At 40.2% G+C, this 18,162-nt stretch carries 16 protein-coding genes; 10 read left to right on the top strand and 6 right to left on the bottom strand.

What is annotated here, in order from left to right:
• Window positions 1-236: 236 nt before the first annotated feature.
• Genes bioF through EO127_RS06495 form a run of 3 tightly spaced genes read right to left on the bottom strand, consistent with a single transcriptional unit; the run spans window position 237 to window position 2,646 of the window.
• On the bottom strand, window positions 237-1,397 hold the full coding sequence (gene bioF / locus EO127_RS06505; RefSeq protein ID WP_127448644.1) for an 8-amino-7-oxononanoate synthase: 1,161 nt from the start codon (window positions 1,395-1,397) through the stop codon (window positions 237-239).
• A complete protein-coding gene (locus EO127_RS06500; RefSeq protein WP_127448643.1) occupies window positions 1,390-2,145 on the bottom strand; it encodes a 6-carboxyhexanoate--CoA ligase in 756 nt (251 codons plus the stop codon). The genes bioF and EO127_RS06500 overlap by 8 nt, the downstream gene beginning before the upstream one ends.
• Window positions 2,146-2,151: 6 nt before the next feature.
• Window positions 2,152-2,646 (bottom strand): hypothetical protein, encoded by a 495-nt coding sequence (locus EO127_RS06495; protein WP_127448642.1) that lies wholly within the window; start codon window positions 2,644-2,646, stop codon window positions 2,152-2,154.
• Window positions 2,647-3,071: 425 nt separating this feature from the next.
• Here EO127_RS06495 and EO127_RS06490 point away from each other — a divergent pair, with 425 nt between their 5' ends.
• The 9 genes from EO127_RS06490 (at window position 3,072) to EO127_RS06450 (ending at window position 15,529) form a co-directional block, all read left to right on the top strand.
• Entirely contained in the window at window positions 3,072-4,991 is a 1,920-nt protein-coding gene (locus EO127_RS06490) for a ribonuclease J (RefSeq protein ID WP_127448641.1), read from the top strand.
• A gap of 103 nt (window positions 4,992-5,094) precedes the next feature.
• Window positions 5,095-6,042, top strand: coding sequence for a YybS family protein (locus tag EO127_RS06485; RefSeq protein ID WP_127161026.1), 948 nt, complete (start codon window positions 5,095-5,097; stop codon window positions 6,040-6,042).
• A gap of 16 nt (window positions 6,043-6,058) precedes the next feature.
• Window positions 6,059-8,083, top strand: coding sequence for a DHH family phosphoesterase (locus EO127_RS06480; RefSeq protein WP_127448640.1), 2,025 nt, complete (start codon window positions 6,059-6,061; stop codon window positions 8,081-8,083).
• Window positions 8,080-8,526 carry a 50S ribosomal protein L9 gene (gene rplI / locus EO127_RS06475; protein ID WP_127448639.1) on the top strand — a complete coding sequence of 149 codons (447 nt, stop codon included), beginning with the start codon at window positions 8,080-8,082 and terminating at the stop codon, window positions 8,524-8,526. Before EO127_RS06480 ends, rplI begins: the two co-directional genes overlap by 4 nt.
• Window positions 8,527-8,592: 66 nt before the next feature.
• Window positions 8,593-9,945, top strand: coding sequence for a replicative DNA helicase (gene dnaB / locus EO127_RS06470; RefSeq protein WP_127448638.1), 1,353 nt, complete (start codon window positions 8,593-8,595; stop codon window positions 9,943-9,945).
• A 16-nt stretch (window positions 9,946-9,961) separates the two neighbouring features.
• On the top strand, window positions 9,962-11,146 hold the full coding sequence (locus EO127_RS06465; RefSeq protein WP_127448637.1) for a M48 family metalloprotease: 1,185 nt from the start codon (window positions 9,962-9,964) through the stop codon (window positions 11,144-11,146).
• Between the two features lie 425 nt (window positions 11,147-11,571).
• The gene (locus tag EO127_RS06460; protein WP_127069108.1) at window positions 11,572-12,693 is read left to right on the top strand and encodes an Ldh family oxidoreductase; all 1,122 of its coding nucleotides are present in this window, start codon (window positions 11,572-11,574) and stop codon (window positions 12,691-12,693) included.
• A gap of 217 nt (window positions 12,694-12,910) precedes the next feature.
• Window positions 12,911-14,542 (top strand): L-lactate permease, encoded by a 1,632-nt coding sequence (locus EO127_RS06455; RefSeq protein ID WP_371412862.1) that lies wholly within the window; start codon window positions 12,911-12,913, stop codon window positions 14,540-14,542.
• A gap of 315 nt (window positions 14,543-14,857) precedes the next feature.
• A complete protein-coding gene (locus EO127_RS06450; protein WP_127448635.1) occupies window positions 14,858-15,529 on the top strand; it encodes a PepSY domain-containing protein in 672 nt (223 codons plus the stop codon).
• Window positions 15,530-15,813: 284 nt separating this feature from the next.
• Here EO127_RS06450 and EO127_RS06445 read toward each other — a convergent pair whose 3' ends face one another.
• The 3 genes from EO127_RS06445 to EO127_RS06435 are packed head-to-tail and all read right to left on the bottom strand — an operon-like array spanning window position 15,814 to window position 17,539.
• On the bottom strand, window positions 15,814-16,044 hold the full coding sequence (locus tag EO127_RS06445; protein ID WP_127448634.1) for a hypothetical protein: 231 nt from the start codon (window positions 16,042-16,044) through the stop codon (window positions 15,814-15,816).
• Complete coding sequence (locus tag EO127_RS06440; protein WP_127448633.1) at window positions 16,041-16,757, bottom strand: metallophosphoesterase; 717 nt, start codon at window positions 16,755-16,757, stop codon at window positions 16,041-16,043. The genes EO127_RS06445 and EO127_RS06440 overlap by 4 nt, the downstream gene beginning before the upstream one ends.
• Window positions 16,757-17,539, bottom strand: coding sequence for a DUF4931 domain-containing protein (locus EO127_RS06435; RefSeq protein WP_127448632.1), 783 nt, complete (start codon window positions 17,537-17,539; stop codon window positions 16,757-16,759). The genes EO127_RS06440 and EO127_RS06435 overlap by 1 nt, the downstream gene beginning before the upstream one ends.
• 89 nt (window positions 17,540-17,628) lie before the next feature.
• Here EO127_RS06435 and EO127_RS06430 point away from each other — a divergent pair, with 89 nt between their 5' ends.
• Window positions 17,629-18,156 (top strand): 8-oxo-dGTP diphosphatase, encoded by a 528-nt coding sequence (locus EO127_RS06430; protein ID WP_127448631.1) that lies wholly within the window; start codon window positions 17,629-17,631, stop codon window positions 18,154-18,156.
• Window positions 18,157-18,162 lie beyond the last annotated feature (6 nt).

Genomic DNA, 18,162 nt, shown 5'->3' with positions numbered 1-18,162 from the left:
AGCGAAAAGCCGCAGCGCTTCTAAAAACAGACCTACGCTAATGTTTTTAGTAAGCACTACGGCTTTTCTTTGTGGGGGTGTTATGGAGAACTATGATGATTTTGCGCTGTATATTAAGAGACAAACGAAGAAGTGCCTCCTTTGTGGTGAATATTATAAAGAAACAGGTATTGCAAAAAATCCTACTATCGATAATGATGGTAGGATTTTTATATAGGAATTTAGAGGAAGCTTTGTTATAAGGTCTTTTGTATTGGTAGTCTTTGCAATACTTGGATGACCTTTTGTAATTCTGCTTTTGTGTGTGAAGCGGTTACGGTTAAGCGCAATCGCCCTGTGTTGATAGGCACGGTAGGTGGACGAATGGCACTCAGGATAATGCCTTCTTGTTCACATAGGCGACTGGCTTCTAATGTGCCTTCGTTGGATCCAATGATGATGGGGAAAATCGGTGTTTCATCACTACTAGGGATGCCTAAAGAATGCAATGCTTTGTGCATATATTCTGTATTGCTTCGCAGGTTTTGATAGACTCTTGGTTCCTGTGCTAATACTTCTAGGGCGCCAAGGCTAGCACCAATGTCAGCTGGAGATAAGGCGGTAGCAAAGATGAAAGGACGACTATGGTTGATGATATAGTCGATGATGGTTTGGCTGCCGCAGACATATCCACCGATGGACCCTAAGGCTTTACTCATAGTGCCAGTGGTGATGATACGTGGGCTTTCACAGTGAAAGTGATGTGCTGTGCCACGTCCCTCACCAATGACGCCAGTAGCATGGGCATCATCCACAATGAGAAGAGCGTCGTAGCGCTCAGCTAGCTCTAGTAGTTCCGGTAAGGGGGCTATATCCCCATCCATGCTGAACACCCCATCGGTAATGATGAAACGCATACCATAGTGCATAGGCTCAGCTAGTAATGGCTCAAGGGCGTGTACATCTCTGTGGGGGTAGACTTGTACTTTGGCGCCACTGAGACGACATCCATCGATCAGGCTAGCATGGTTAAGCTCATCACTGAAAATGATGTCCCCTTTATTAACAAGAGCAGATATAGTTCCGAGATTTGCCATAAATCCAGCTGTGAAAGTGAGTGCCTTTTCACATTCTTTCCACTGGGCAAGACGGGCTTCTAATTCTTGAAATAAAGGAAAAGAACCAGACGTAAGACGAGCACCACCAGAGCCAGTACCATATTGTTGAATAGCCTGTAAGGAACGTTCTTTCACGTGCGGATGGTGGGTTAAGCCTAAGTAATTATTCGATGCCATCATCAGATAGGTGGAACCTTCATACATAACATGAGTTGCATCGATAGGCGTATACGTACGAGGAGAACGTAATTGTGATTCCTCTTGACGTAGAGTTAAGGCTTTGGCATATCGATTAAACATGGTGAAGCCCTTTCGTTGTGACCCAAGTAGGGGTGGATGTAAAATACTGTAGTAATGTATCTAAAGGTGCCTCTTCGGTGATGAAGAAGGCACGACCACCAATGGGACTACCATAGACTTTCATAGGGCTCAATCGATGGTAGGTAGTGCTGTAAGACACATAGCCCGTTGTATAATCTGGATCGTCAGACCAACATAGTTCACCTAGCACAAAGGGAGACGCCAAGACCTTGCTAGCCAAGATGAGAGCCTCCCTAGAATGGACAGAGGAACATCCGAAGTGTTGTAAATGTCGATGTATATCAGCATCGCTTTCTGCATCCATACGGGACACGCGCACTGTTTGGGGATATACTTCACCAGTGATAGCGTTAACGAGCCACGCGCCGCTTACAGACTCTGTGTTTTGACTGAGTTTGGTAAAAGCACTTTGTATGGCCTGTTCATGGATGTGTGCTTGTTGTAATAGTTGTGTTGCTACCCGATGAGATTCCTTAATCGTTGATGATTCTGTAGTAGCTACCGTGAGAGCAGGAACTTTCACAATGGATTCATCAGGAATCTCATCGATTTGTAAATTGATAAAATCTGGACGACCTTTGCTGTGTTGCAAAGCTCGCTGTAAAAATTCTTCTGAAATGCGTGATAAGGACTCTAAGGAGACGAGACGTTCGGCTCCAGAAATGTGAGAGCCCCCTTGTTCATGAGGACCACCCTTAGCAGCGCGCATGCGAATGCTGTAGACCATGAGTAACTAACCTTGTTTTACTTTCAAAGTCGTAGCCAAACGAGGTAGTCGGTGTAAGATGCTGTAGAAGATAGGACTTACAATGACTGTGAAAATCATGCCAGGGACTGCCATCACAAGCATAGGAATGACCATTTTGCCAAAGGATAAACCAATGGTGATACGGGCGATAGCAGACGCAATAGGGCCAGAGATAAGAATGGACCACATACGGTTTTTACCAATCCATAAGATAAGACCTACGATGAGGCGGAACTGCATGGCAATGGCAACATTTAGCAAGTTTTGTGTGCCCAACACAAGACCAATCAAACTAGAAAGACAACCGCAGATGATATATTTGCGGAATCCGAAGGCAGCGCAAATGGCTACCGCCAAAGGAGCAGATAATTGGAACTCCACTCCGGGAATTAAGTTGGGAATTTTGATGCCTCCCAGAATTGTCATCATCGCTGTTAAGATACCGATCTCTGCAATTGTGTGAATACTTACGTGTTTCATGTGACCTCCTATTGTAAACTTTCAAAAACCTTACTTCGTTTACATTATAAAACGCAATTGCATTTAGTGCAATATTCAATTGCAAATTTTTATGACTTATCATGAGGGACCTCAGTTGCTTAGGTTGGAATTTCTATAGTATAATGAAGATAATTATTTTGATCGGCTTATGAACCTTATGGGTTCCCAAATGTTTCACAGTAGAAGTATGTATAGAGGGTATATGCTTTGCTGTGTAGAAGAATGTGACATAGATAGTGAGAAAGGTTTCTCACAGTGTTTTACTGTATGAATACGAACAGAAATAGATACTTATTTGTGCTTACATGCCGATACATGCTCAACCATCAGCGGATGGAATTAGATAGTCTTGGACTATAGTAGTATGTATAGACAGTACGACTATAGTCCCGTAGGAGGAAAATTTGAATACACAAGAAGAAAGAACAACGGTAACTGCACCAATAGGTGAAGCTACGCAACAACGACCACGTCCGACAACACGTACACGTCGTACAACAGGTCAAAATCGTCGTACCACTGTGAAAGCGGAAGGAGAGCGTCCAAATCGCCCACGTCCACAAGATGATAATGGCGAACGTCGTCAATCCAATCGTGGTCCACGTAGACCGCAACGGACGAATACAACTGTCGAAAAACATGAACAAACAGCACGTCCACATGTGCGAAAAGATAAATTGCAAATCATTCCATTAGGTGGGTTAGGTGAAATCGGTAAAAATATGACCATCTTCCAATATGGCGATGATATTGTCGTATTAGATGCAGGCTTAGCATTCCCAGAAAATGATATGTTAGGGGTGGATATTGTAATCCCTGACATGAGTTATTTAATCGAGCATAAAGATAAAGTGCGTGCCGTGGTGATTACTCATGGCCACGAAGACCATATTGGGTCCTTGGCGTACTTATTAAAAGAAGTGAATGTGCCTGTATATGCTACGAACTTAGTATGCGGATTGATTGAAGGTAAACTAAAAGAACATCATGTGAAAGCTAAAAAATTACAAGTTGTAAAAGCTGGCGATGAATTTAAAATTGGTTGCTTCAAAGTGGGCTTTATCCAAACAAACCACTCCATTCCAGATGCGTGTGCTATTTTCTTAGAAACTCCAGTTGGTACTGTAGTACATACAGGGGACTTCAAAGTAGATCAAACTCCTGTAGATGGGAAATTGATGGACGTTCACAAATTTGCAGAGCTTGGCAACAAAGGCGTATTGGCGCTTATGTCCGACTCCACAAATGTAGAAAAACCAGGGTTTACTCCATCTGAAAGTTCTGTAGGACCAGCGATTATGCGTGCTGTCGCAGAAGCTACGGGTCGTGTTATTTTAGCGACATTTGCATCTAATGTGTCTCGTTTGCAACAAGCCATTGATGCAGCGGTAGCCACAAAACGTAAAGTAGTGGTGTTAGGTCGTTCCATGGTAAATGTTACAGAAATTGCTCAAGAACGTGGCTACTTAACAGTACCAGAAGGAACGATCATTGGTGATGATGAAATGAATCGCTACCGTGCTGATGAAATTATGATCTTAACGACAGGTTCCCAAGGTGAACCAATGGCAGGTCTATCTCGCATGTCTACGAACAATCACCGTACCGTAGAGATTACGCCAAATGATACTGTTATTATCTCTGCCACACCAATTCCTGGTAATGAAGCGGCCGTAGGACGTACCATCGATAACTTATTGCGCCAAGGCGCTCATGTAGTTTATGGCAAAGATCGTGGCATTCACGTATCTGGTCATGGTAGCCAAGAAGATTTAAAAACTATGTTGAACTTGGTGAGACCTAAATTCTTTATCCCAGTTCATGGGGAATACCGCATGTTGAAAAAACATGGTGAACTGGCTGTATCCATGGGAATTGTAAAACCTAGCAATGTCTTGGTAGGCGATAATGGACAAATTTTTGAGTTTACTACTCGTACAGGTCGCTTAGCAGGTCGTGTACCAGCTGGTAAAGTCTTTGTAGATGGCTTAGGTGTTGGTGATGTAGGTAATATCGTTATCCGTGATCGTCAACAATTAGCGCAAGAAGGCATGGTTGTGGTTGTGATGGCAATGGACCGTGCATCTGGTACGATCGTAGCGGGCCCAGATATGTTATCCCGTGGCTTTGTATATGTTCGTGATGCAGAAGAATTATTAAGCGAAGCACAACGTCGTGTAGATGCTGCAGTGGAAAAATGTGAAATGGACCATATCAAAGATTGGACAACTATCAAAACAGTGGTGCGTGACACATTAGGTAAATTCTTCTATGAAAAAACACGCCGTCGTCCAATGATTCTACCAATCATTCAAGACGTATAAGGATTGTGATATAATAGGCATATGACGAAAGTCATATGTCTATTTATTGTATTGGCATAGAACGATGTCGACCCTTGAGGGAGACATAGTGTGGAGTTAGTATATGAATCAAACAAGTACAAAGTCTGTCGTAGAGTCTGGTATCTTAACGGCATTGATGATTGTCTTTGCCATGATAGGTCTCAGTGTACCTATGCTTGGATTTTTTGGATCTATTTTTGTGCCTATGACGATTGCTATCGTAGGTGTACGCCATGGCTTTCGGTGGAGTTTATTGTCTGTTGTATCCGCAGTCATTGCCATTGCCTTTTTATTGGGGCCATTGACAGCCATAGTCGAAGGTGGCGTCTTTGGTGTGATTGGTATTTTAATTGGCTATGGATTGCGCAAGCACTGGTCAATTTCTAAATTGTTGATGATTCCTGCGGTGGTATTAATGCTAGCAGTAGTGGTTCAGTTTTGGGCATCCGCTTTGGTGATGCAAGTAAGTCCTACAGATATGTGGTCCTCTTTGGAAGAACAAATTACAGTATCCATGCAAGATATGTATGTACAGCAAGGGCTTTCAGAGGAGCAAGTGACAACAGCGATGGCAGCCTTGCAAGATCAAATTGAAATCATGAAAAAAGTATTGATTGCAGGACTGTTTTGCTCTGGCGTAGCGATTTCGTATATTATTAATCGTCTTACCTATCTTGTGCTCAGTCGTATCGGTACCTATCATGTTCCTGAAATGCCTACCATCAAAGGGTGGCGTGTACCAGACTGGGCCTTGCATATCTTTTTAGTGGGGGTCATTTCCTATTTTGTGAAACAATATATTCCACTCCTTGAATACGCAGGCTATAATTTGATGTATTTAGGTGGTATAATGCTATTTATACGAGGTATATCTTGCGTTTGGCGTATTAGTAAAAGTTACAATCCGCCGAAGATTGTGCCGTGGATTGTGCTAGCTATATTTGTTGTGATGTCACAATCTGCTGCGATATTAGGCGCCTTAGATGTATTCTTGCACATAGAGAAACGATGGGGCAGACGAAGTGAGTAAACCTAGAGGAGGTAGTATGGATATACAAACTGAATACAGTTCTATTGAAATGACTGCTGCCGTTCTCATTATTATCTTATTAGGTATTATTTTCTATTTAAATTGGCAACTAGCCATGTTGGCTTGTATCGTGGTGATCGCTGCCTATTTATATGTGGGACGAACCATTCGCCGAGGACGACATCTTAGAAAAGCTCAATTTGACTGTATGGCAAAAGGGATTACACAGGCATCGACCTTTGCATTACAAAATTTACCCGTAGGGATTGTTATCATTGATGAACACAATGTGATCTGCTGGAGTAATAGCGTATTTAGAGATTGGTTACCTAGTGATTCCGATAAAACAATAAAATTAAGTGGATTTATTCCTACTTTGCGGATTGATAAATATTGGGGCAAGTCGGGATTCTTTCACGAAGAAATTGATGGTAAATATTACCGTGTATTATATAAAACGTTGGTAGCTCCGAAGTCTAATTATTCCGATGTTAATAGCGATGAACTAGAATCGTATATGGCATTTTATTTTGATGACATAACAGACATCGAAGTGGAGAAACAAAAAGCGATTTCTATGTTACCAGCTCTTGGCTTTATTGCTATGGATAATATTGAAGATTTGCGTTCTGGTTTGAGTGATATTGAATATACGCAATTATGGTCTGATATGAATCGCTTGATTGTAACGGAAATTGACAAGCATGACGGATTTATACGAAATGCTACAGAAGATACGTATACCTTCAGTATTAGTAAAGCAGCTATGTTGCACATGATGGAGTCGAAGTTTAGCATATTAGATAAAATTCGGGCCTTAACTACATCGAAACATATTCCTCCAACTATCAGTATGGGCATTGCTTTAACAGAAGATACTGTAAAAGTACAAGGGGAAAAGGCAAAATCAGCCTTAGAAATCGCTTTAGGGCGTGGCGGTGACCAAGTTTGTGTATATCATGGTGAGGAAGTAAAATTCTTTGGTGGGAAGTCATCAGGGAATGAAAAGAATACACGTGTTCGTGCTAGGGTCGTATCTCATGCATTGCATGAAATCATGTTGGATTCTGATCGCGTGCTTGTGATGGGTCATGATCGAGAAGATTATGATAGTATTGGTGCTTCTGTAGGCGTAGCAGCGATGGCAAGAGCCCTTAATAAACCAGTGCATATTGCCTTGAGTTCACATCCTACAGCAGTTCGTAAATTAGTAGAAGTACTGGTAGAACATCCAGATTTTCAAGGTCTAATTATTGATGAAGAAGAAGCAGCTCAGTTTGTAACAGATAATACTGTGGTCATCGTGACCGATGTGCATCGGTCTGAAATGGTAGCCGCTCCATCAGCGCTGAAAAAAGCAAATCGCCGTGTTGTGATCGACCATCATAGACGGGGCTCAGATTTTATTGAATCGCCATTATTAACGTATTTAGAGCCTTCTACGTCATCTACTAGTGAACTGGTAACAGAGTTAATTCAATATTTCCCAGAACATGTAGAGATTAAGCATATTGAAGCTAGTGGTTTATATGCAGGTATTGTAGTAGATACAAAAAACTTTGTGGTTCAAACAGGGGCACGTACCTTTGAAGCAGCCTCTTTCTTGCGCCGATCAGGAGCAGATGTATCCTTAGTACGACACTTATTTATGGATAGTTTTGAAGGTATGCGTATACGTTCTGCTATGCTAGCTTCTGCAGAAGAAATAGAAAATATGGCTTTCACAGAAGCACCACAAGATGCGAAGAATGCCACTGTGATTGCGGCCCAAACGGGGGATAAATTGATCACCCTAGAGGGGATTGAGGCTAGTTTTGTATTCTATGTACTACCAGATGGTGGTATTGGGGTCAGCGCTAGGTCGCAAGGTAAATTGAATGTACAAATAATTATGGAAGCTGTTGGTGGCGGAGGTCATCGTACTGTGGCAGGTGCTCAAATTTACAATATGTCTATGAAAGAGGCACGCCAATGGGTGACTGAAGTAGCCGTATCCCATATGACAGAGTTACAAAGAGAATCTAAGGAGGAATTATCATGAAAGTAATTTTATTAGAAGATGTTAAAAAAGTTGGTAAACGTGGCGAAATCGTAGAAGTGTCTGAAGCTTACGGCCGTAATGTATTGATTAAAAAAGGCGTAGGTCTTGAGGGTACACCACAAAACTTAAACAATGCAAAACAAAAATTAGGTGCTCAAGCCCATAAAAAACAAGTGGACTCTGATGAAGCTACTGTATTGGCTAGCCAATTGTCGAAAGTATTTGTTACAATCCCAGTAAAAATGGGTGATGGTGGCCGTGTATTCGGTTCTGTAACAGGTAAAGATATTTCTGATGCATTGCAAGCGCAAGTAAAAGTTGATGTGGATAAAAAGAAAATTGACTTAAAAGAGCCAATCAAAACATTGGGTACTCATGAAGTGTTAGTTCGAGTGCATCCAGAAATTACAGCTAAGATTACTGTAGAAGTAGTTGCAGGTTAATAGAAAGAGGGGCTAGGCCCCTCTTTTTTGGTATAGATATATGTAGTTGTGAATTGGGAGAATAGTATGTCAGGAAGGATACCACCGCACAGTATAGAGGCAGAACGAGCCATACTAGGAGCGATTTTGCTTAATAAAGATGCCTTTGATGCAGTCAGCTCTATTGTAAAAGCAGAAGATTTCTATAGCGATAATCATCGTGTCATTTATGAAGCGCTCGTAAGCATTGTAGGGAAAAATCAACGTGCAGACTATGTGTTATTATCGGAGGAGTTGAAAAAGTCTCAGAAGTTAGAGGCTGTAGGGGGGATTCTGTACCTTACGAATTTGACCACAGATATTGTAGATGCGTACAACGTAGAAGATCATGCAAAAATTGTAAGAGATAAAGCTCATTTGCGTAAATTAATCCATGTGGCAAATGCAGTGGAATCCATGGCTTATCGAGAAGAAGAAGAGACGGAAGATATCGTCAATCGAGCAGAACAAATGGTTCTCGATGTGAGTGGTACTACCAAAGGAGAGTCTTCTTTTAGTGCTATGCGAGACGTAGTCTATGAAACCATTGATCGCATTAATGAACTACAACGACATAAAGGGATATTGACGGGCGTATCAACAGGATTTAAAGATTTAGATAACTTGACTAGTGGCTTGCAAAAATCGGATTTAATTTTAGTAGCTGCTCGTCCTTCTATGGGTAAAACAGCATTTACATTGAACATTGCTCAAAATGTGGCGATGAAATCAAAGAAAAATGTAGCCTTTTTCTCCCTAGAAATGTCGAAGACACAACTTGTTGCCCGTGTGTTGGCAGCGGTAGCTGGCATTAACTCTGGTCGTATTCGGAATGGACAGCTTAGCCAAGAAGATTGGGGAAAAGCCATTAATGCTTTGAATGATTTAGCAGAGGCACCATTGTACATTGACGATACTTCAGGGTTAACTCCACAGTTAATGAAGAAAAAGTTGCGCCGTTTAATTCAAGAACATGGTGAACTAGGCTTGGTAGTAGTAGACTATATTCAGCTTATGGAAAATGGCGGTAAAAAAATGGCGGACAATCGCCAACAAGAAGTATCTGCCATTTCTCGACAATTAAAAATCATGGCACGGGAGTTTAATGTACCATTGATTGCTTTGTCTCAGTTGAGTCGTGGTGTGGAAAGCCGGGCAGATAAGACTCCGATGCTAAGCGATTTACGTGAATCTGGTTCTCTAGAACAAGATGCGGATATTGTAGCTTTCTTGAATCGTGAGAATTATCAAGATACAGAGGATACTAGTGATGGTGTAGAAACGCAAGTTATTATCCGTAAGCACCGTAATGGGGAATTAGGAATTGTAAAACTATGGTTTGAAGGGGCATATACACGATTTAGGGATTTAGCCTATCGTGAGGATGATCCTGGTATGTAATAAGAGGAGAGAGACTATGAGAAACACTTGGAAACACATACTTTGTGTAGGCGCATTGACTATGGGTATCGTATCAGTAGGAACATCTGAGGTTCATGCCAGTGGTATTTGGGAGGCTCTTGGTAAAAGCGTGTTAGGAGGCATTTCTGTGCATCAACATTTGAGTGACCTAGATAATACTGAGCAAGGTCAACAGGAGATGCTAGAAAAAACAAAAGATCGTACGGGCGTGTATGATAATTATGCTTATCAAATGCGAGCGAAGCGCATTGTAGATGAACTTTCAAAATCACCACATGTAAAGCGTAGTTATGTAGTCTATGTAAATCCAGATGAAGATTTCAATGCATTTATGACCTTTGGACGTGTTATGTCTATTAATAAAGGGACTATGGATTTACTAGATGATGATGCGCTGGCCTATGTTATTGGTCATGAATTGAGCCATGGTGAGCACAAAGATTTAGTGAATGGAGCTAAGAAAAGCAGTATTTTAACCACTGTGATTGGAGCAGCTACCTTCAATTCTGGAGATTTAGGGCAAATTGCGGCGGGACTTACTGGCAAATACTTAGATAGTCAAGTATTCACCATGTCGCAAGAGAAGAATGCAGATGAATTAGGCTTTAGCATTTTGGCGGATTCCTCATATAACGTAGGTGGGGCAGCTCTTGCCATGGAAGTTATAAAAAATAAATATGGTGATACCTATCGTGAGGGATTTGGTAAAATTTTGAATCCTAATGATCATCCGAAAACATCACAACGGGTATTAGACAATTTGCAACGGTTATACGTGTATTCAGGAAATCATGTGAAAGTAGAACAACAAACAGTATTCATCAATGGTAAGCCTGTCTATGAAGGAACGACAAAGGGAAATTATACGGCTCCAATGCGCGCTTATTTGGTGGCAGGTAAACTAGCTAGACTGTATCATGATAATGCTATTGGTGGTGCCCGTGTAGATGTTTCTACCGTGGCGATTGGTACAACGAACATCGTGACTATGCCAACATATGATGCTGCATTTCAGATTGCGAAACAAATGAATGCAGCCATCAGTGATGAGTCAGGTGTTGTAGCAGATAAAAAAGTAAATAAAAAAGATAAGAAGGATAAAAAAGACAAAAAAGACAAAAAAGATAAAAAAGATAAAAAAGATAAAAAAGAGAAGCAAGAGAAACAAGATAATAAATAATAAATAATAAATAATAAAAATAAGGATACATACAACTAATCGTTATAGTAAACTATACATCATCTCCATGTTATCGATGGATATCGATAGAGAAGAACGATAAATATAGATTTTCTTTCATGGAATTCGATATGCAAGTATAGGAAAATGAAGTTATGATGAAGAAAAAAGATCAGGTATAACTAAAAGTAATGATTGGTTTACCCACTGAAATAGCTACTTTTTAAGAAAAATATTAATAAAAACAATTAATTTATCTCTTAACTATGCATATATGATAAGGGTAAAATGCTGATAAATAGGGGATTTCTATTCCATGTGGTGTACATGTGTGCTATAATTTACGTATCAAGAGTCGTGACCACCTATAGAGGAGTACAGGCGATGTCACACATATTTTTTAGTTAGGGAAAGAGGTTTTAACGATGGGAAATTTTGTTTACATCCAAGAAGAAAAACTTAACGCATTCTGTCAAGATGCATTTGAAGGATTTGGCTTCAGCCCTGAAGAAGCTAGCATCATTAAAGACGTATTGATGATGTCCGACATGTACGGTATCCAATCCCATGGTATGCAACGTGTAGTTCGTTACCACAAAGGTATTGAAAAAGGTCTTATCGACATTAAAGCAAAACCAGAAGTGGTATTCGAAACTCCAGTATCCGCAGTTGTTGAAGGTCATGACGCAATGGGTCAATTAGTTGGCCATTTCGCTATGGAATTAGCAATTAAAAAAGCTAAAGAATCCGGTATCGGTATCGTATCTGCTCGTAACTCTAACCACTATGGTATCGCTGGTTACTATGCTGATCTTGCTTTAAAAGAAGGCTTAATCGGTTTCTCTTGCACTAACTCTGAAGCAATCATGGTTCCTACATTTGCTCGTAAAGCAATGCTTGGTTCCAACCCAATTGCGTTCGCAATGCCTGCTGAACCATACAATTTCTTCTTCGACGCTTCTACAACAGTAGTAACTCGTGGTAAATTAGAAATGTACAACAAATTAGGTAAAGAATTACCTAACGGTTGGGCATTAAATAAAGACGGTAAAGCATCTCAAAATGCTAGTGAAGTATTAGGTAATATCTCTGACCACGTTGGTGGCGGTATCATGCCTTTAGGTGGCAACACTGAACAATTAGGTTCCCACAAAGGTTATGGTTACGGTATGCTTTGCGAAATCTTCGCATCCATCTTCTCTCAAGGTGGTACATCCAATAAATGTATGACTGGTGGCCGTTCCAACATTTGTCATGGTTTCATGGCTATTAACCCAGCTATCTTCGGTAACCCAGAAGATGTTAAAAAACACTTCTCCACATTCTTACAAGAACTTCGTGAAGCTCCTAAAGCTGAAGGTGCTGAACGCATCTACACTCATGGTGAAAAAGAAGCAGAAGCTATCGAAGTTTGCCGTAAAGAAGGTATTCCAGTTATCGACAAAACTGTGGCAGAATTGTTCGACGTATGTAACTTGTTGAAATTGGATCCTAAAAAATATTTCGGCGACTATGAACCACCTAAAGCAGTTGCATCTAACTACTAATTAGCAGGTCATTAGCTGACAATTACAAATCTTTATCGATGCAGAATCAGTAGTTTTGTATCCCTAAGGAATACTTCTTAGAGACTGGTAACAGTCAACATCTTTGAACATATGAGAGAGGGAATCTGTGGATTTCCTCTCTTTTTGTTTATATCACACTGTGCGTATGCTAGAATTTGAATTACAGTGATTCATACTATAGAAAGGGATTGTTAATATGGATATATTTTTAGCAGTCTTGCCAATCCTATGGCTTATTGTAGCGTTGGCAATTTTAAAAATGCCAGCATGGAAAGCATGTTTGGCAGCAGCAATTGGTACATATATTTTAGCGGTTTTCTATTATGGAGAAAATGCTTATATCATGTATACAGGGGCTATGGAAGGTGTGGCTCTTGCAGTTTGGCCAATTCTTTTGGTTATTACAGCAGCCATCTTCACATACCAATTAGTAGTTCATACAAAAGCTATGGATACAATTAAAATTATGTTGTCTTCCGTAACTAGCGATATGCGTATTTTAGCATTATTGTTAGCATGGGGCTTTGGTAACTTTATGGAAGGTATGGCAGGTTTCGGTACAGCCGTTGCAATTCCAGCAGCGATGATGGTAGCAGTAGGCTTTGATCCATTGAAATCTATCTTGGCTTGCTTAGTAGCGAACTCCGTGCCTACTACCTTTGGTTCTATTGCGATTCCAACAACTACATTGGCATCTTTAACTGGTTTACAACCAGCTGAATTAGGTACATTCATTGCAGCGCAATTATTCATTTTAAATGTAGTGACTCCACTCTTTATTGTTGGTATTATTGCTGGTGGCGTGAAAGCAATTAAAGGTGTATTTGTACAAACTTTAATAGCTGGTCTAGCATTAGCTGTTCCTGAGTTATTAATTAATATGTATGCAGGTGGTCCAGAACTTGCTGTTATGGGCTCCTCTATTGTTATCATGGCTGTTATTATAGCTATTGCAAAAATTATGCCTGTAAACGACCCAGAATATAAAGTCGATATGGGAGCAAAAAAAGTATCTGCTAAAGAAGGCTTGATTGCAGCATCTCCATTCATCTTGATCTTTATCTTGTTGATCGGTACATCTAAATTGGTGCCAGCTGTGTATAATGCATTGATGGTGTTCAAAACATCTGTACCTATCCATGCAGGTGTGAATGCAAAACCTTACACATTCGTTTGGATTGCAACACCTGGTATCATGATTTTCATCTCCGCTTTGATTGGTGGTTTCATCCAAAAAGCTGGTCTTGGAACTCAAAAATATGTATTAACAAATACATTTAAAACATTAAAATTAACATATGTAACAATTATTTCTGTAGTAGTAACTGCTAAATTGATGACATACTCTGGTATGACTGGTATGATTGCAAATGCATTAGTAGCGGCAACAGGATCTATGTACCCTGCATTTGCGCCTGTAATTGGTGCGTTAGGTGCGTTCTTGACTGGCTCTGGTACAAATGCAAACGTATTGTTTGGACCATTGCAAACAGCAGCAGCTCATCAATTGACTCCAGGCCATGATACATTAGCATTGTGGTTAGCAGCAACTAACTCTGGCTCCGCTGGTGTTGGTAAAATGTTCTCCCCACAAAGTATTGCCATTGCGATTGGTGCCGTAGGTCCTGCTTTGAATGCATACATCGAAGAACATAAAATCGATGCACAAAAAGCAGACCAATTACGTCACTCTATCGATGCAAGTTCCATCATGGTTCATGTATCTAAATACTTCTTGTTATATCTAATCGTTTTTGGTATTTTAACTTATTTTGGACAAGAATTCTTCCCTCAATTGGAAAATCTTTTGGCATTAGTTAAACATTAACGATTAAACTAGCATACTTAAACAGACAAAGAGACAACATTTCGGTGTTGTCTCTTTTTGTTATTGTTAATGCAGTTTCTTATATGTAATATATTTTGTAGGATGAGGCTTGATTACTCAATGCGATGTATGTGATTGAATCCATCTAATAAGGGTTAAAACTTCATGGAACATTCATTGTAACTTCATGGTTGATTCATATTTTTTTCATCATTCTTTCATAGATAAGGAGTAAGATATAAGCAAGTTAGAAATAACGAATATTCCTTAATTAAACAATAGACACGATGCATATAGCACGTGAAGGAGGAAACTATGAAAAAAATGTTTCGTTTAGGAGCTGCTGTAATGGCTCTAGGTGTAGGTCTTATGATGACAAGTGGCGTAGCTAATGCTGCGAATACAAGTATGATGAAAAATATGCCAGCAGATCAAATGGCAAAAATTAATTCTTGGAATGGTGTAGGCAGCGTGGTTCCTAGCGTATTACCATTAAGTGATGTAGATTATAAAGGGGTTGTTACAACTTTCAAATCCTTATATCCAGATGCACAAATTGTAGGTATTTCTTATGATGGAAAACATAATCCAATCTATGAAGTAGATGGCATTGCAGATGGCTTAAAAATTGAAATGCACATCCGTGAAAATGGAGACATTTTGAATACAGAAGTAAAACCAATGAAACCTGGTAAACATACGAAACAACAAGGTTCCATGATGTATGGTCAAGCTATGAAAGGCAGCCATAGTATGTCTAAAGCATTTGATGTTAATGATATTATCATGCCAGAAGTAGCGGAAACAAAAGCTCAAGAAAAAGTGGGCGGTACATTTGAAGCTATGGATTGGTCTGTAGAAAAAGAACATGGTCGTCTAGTGTATGAATTAGATATGATCGATGGCAGTGGTAAAGAAGCTGAAGTCAAAGTAGATGCAATGACTGGTGAAATTATCAATGTAAAAATGAAAACTAGCAAATACTAATCTTAGTATTACTCTCCTTAAAACTCCCTTACTATATAAATACAAATAACACAAACATAACACAAACAATAAAAAATACCCCCCTTTTATTAAGACGTCACTGGCTTCGTTATGAAACCAGTGGCGTTTTATTTGATTGGCAAAGGAAAGAGCACGCCACATTCCTCCACAAACTGATACTGCGTTAGGTTTGCTCCGGAACATGGCGTGCTCTTCTAGTATTGCTTTATTTAGACAAAAAAGGAACGCCGCTGGTGTTCTACACGCAACTGCGTTCATTAGGGTTAAAACGACCGTTTGCCTAGGCTTGGGTGCTTGCACGGTTTTAATGTGTATCGATCGATGATACGGCATGCCTCGTCTAGGGTTAGGTCTTCTTTTATAGAACCTTGTTCGAATATGCATCGAGGGTCGCTAGAACCAACTTCTCCGGCTGGTAGGTACAGGTATTCTTCGTTATGAGGGTCACCAAAGATGTACCCTGCTTGTAAGTGTTCTTTGTGGATACGGCTCATGGTATCTCCTTCATCATAAAATTAGCGGCGTCCGCTGAGACTAAGTGTAATTGTGTGTGTCCCCAATGGGATGGGACTTTTTGGAATGATGCTTTGTCGTGTAAATGACCGAATACGCAGTGATCTACGTGGTACTCTTCTAAAAGCTCTGTGAATCCATTGGTATGATTTTCTAAGGTTGGTGGATAGTGCAGTAAAAGGATGCGTGTTACTTGAGAGGGTTCATCACCACTTTCAATAATAGCAGTTTCCATCGCATCTAGAGCAGCTCTGGTACGCATTAATTCTCGTTCGTAGATGTGGCGGTCCTCTGCTTCTTTAAAGAAAGGATCTTGGGGGTAGATATATCCTTTTGTGCCACCAAAAGCGATGCCATTGTGGTAGAGACCGCGACCTTGTAAGAAGGTAATACGTCCCTCCATAAGGGTATTCATTTTTTGTAGGCTTGTCCACCAATAATCGTGATTGCCACGAATCATAAATTTGTTACCTGGTAAATCAGCGATGGAATCTAAATCAATTTGAGCATCTGTCAGGCGCATGGCCCAAGACATATCACCTACTAAAAAGACTAGGTCATCAGGCTCTACATGTTCTCGCCAGTGTGCTTGGATACGTTCCCAGTGGTTATCCCAGTGTGGACCAAATATGGTCATCGGTTTTGTTGGTGGTTGCCCAGATAGGTGTAAATCGCCAATGGCAAAAACTTTCATTAAACCTCCAAAGAATTGTGTAAATATGGTTGTATATGACGGATGACCTCTAAGGCACGTGTTTCATGGCATACTTGAGGAATCCCATAGCCGATGACAAGTGGTGATGTTATATAGCGTGGCACAATTTTAAGATAGTGAAATCCGTCATTAATATCGTAAAAAAATAGATTATAAGATTTTGCATATTTAGAGAAGCCTTCTAATACGTACCGTAAAGTGCGTTGTAAGTAGTTGGCTAGTATAGGTGTATCTAATTGTGGATCAAATCGCATATTAAATTCAAAGAATCCATGGATAGGACGATTGGATAAGGTCATACGCAGACCATCCTCTTCATGGATGAGCCATCCATCAAAATGTTCTTTGTAAATATCTTTGCGGTAATCATAGTTCTCTAAGCCGATGATTTGACTATGAGGATGATAGATGGATCCGCCAGACATGGGGCCATAGTTTTTAAAGAATAAGACCGACGTAAAACGAGGGTTGGCTTTTACCTCTTCCCATTTGGTTCGACCAAATTCTAAAATATGGACCGCTTCTGAAAAGGGTAATTTAGAATATTCCGTATGCACATGTGGTGACGTTTCAATAATAACAGTAGGCCATGTGTGTTCCAATACAGGGTATTTATTCATAAGCCAAATGATGGACCCAGATGTATCTAGTATATCAGTTAATTGCGAGGGTTCGCAAAATGGGCAGTGCCCGTCGCGATTGTGCATGCTGTCGGGTTTTGTTTGTCCCAGAGCAATATCAAAAATTAATGGTTCTTTCATAGTTCACCTCACTATTACTATAGTATCATAGGGGGCGAGGTTTATGAAAGTGTGAAACATGATATAATAAAAAAAGAATAGGAGGAACTATGAGACCTACAACATTATGTTTTCCAAAACGGGAGAATTTATTTTTATTAGGACGTAAAAAACGCGGCTTTGGAGCCGACTATTATAATGGATTTGGTGGTAAAATTGAGGATGGTGAAAGTTTCCGTGCTTGTGCCGTGCGAGAAGTCTTCGAAGAAGTATCCTTACTGGTGAAAGAAGAGGACCTACAAGCAGTGGCGCTGTTGGACTTTCAGTTCCCTTACTCACCGGAGTTGAGCCATATTAGTTATGTATATATGGTAGAACAATTTCAAGGCATTCCTTTGGAATCGGAAGAGATGGAGCCTTATTGGTTCACGTTGGACAATACGCCCTTTGACCATATGTGGGCTGGTGATGAAGAGTGGATTCCCCGGATTTGGTGTGGCGAGAAATTGAAAGGTGTCATTACTTTCAAGGAAGATAATAGTACTATTGAATCCATGCAATTCGTGACCGTAGAAGAGGTGCTAGAAAGCGACGATGTGGACCGTGTGACGGCTTGGATATATGAGGGAATGAAGTGAAACAAG

The sequence above is a fragment of the Veillonella sp. 3310 genome (assembly GCF_003999875.1).
Classification (GTDB): Bacteria; Bacillota; Negativicutes; order Veillonellales; family Veillonellaceae; genus F0422.
The sequence above is the reverse complement of the archived record's forward strand: the minus strand, read 5'-3'. Positions and strand labels throughout refer to the sequence as shown.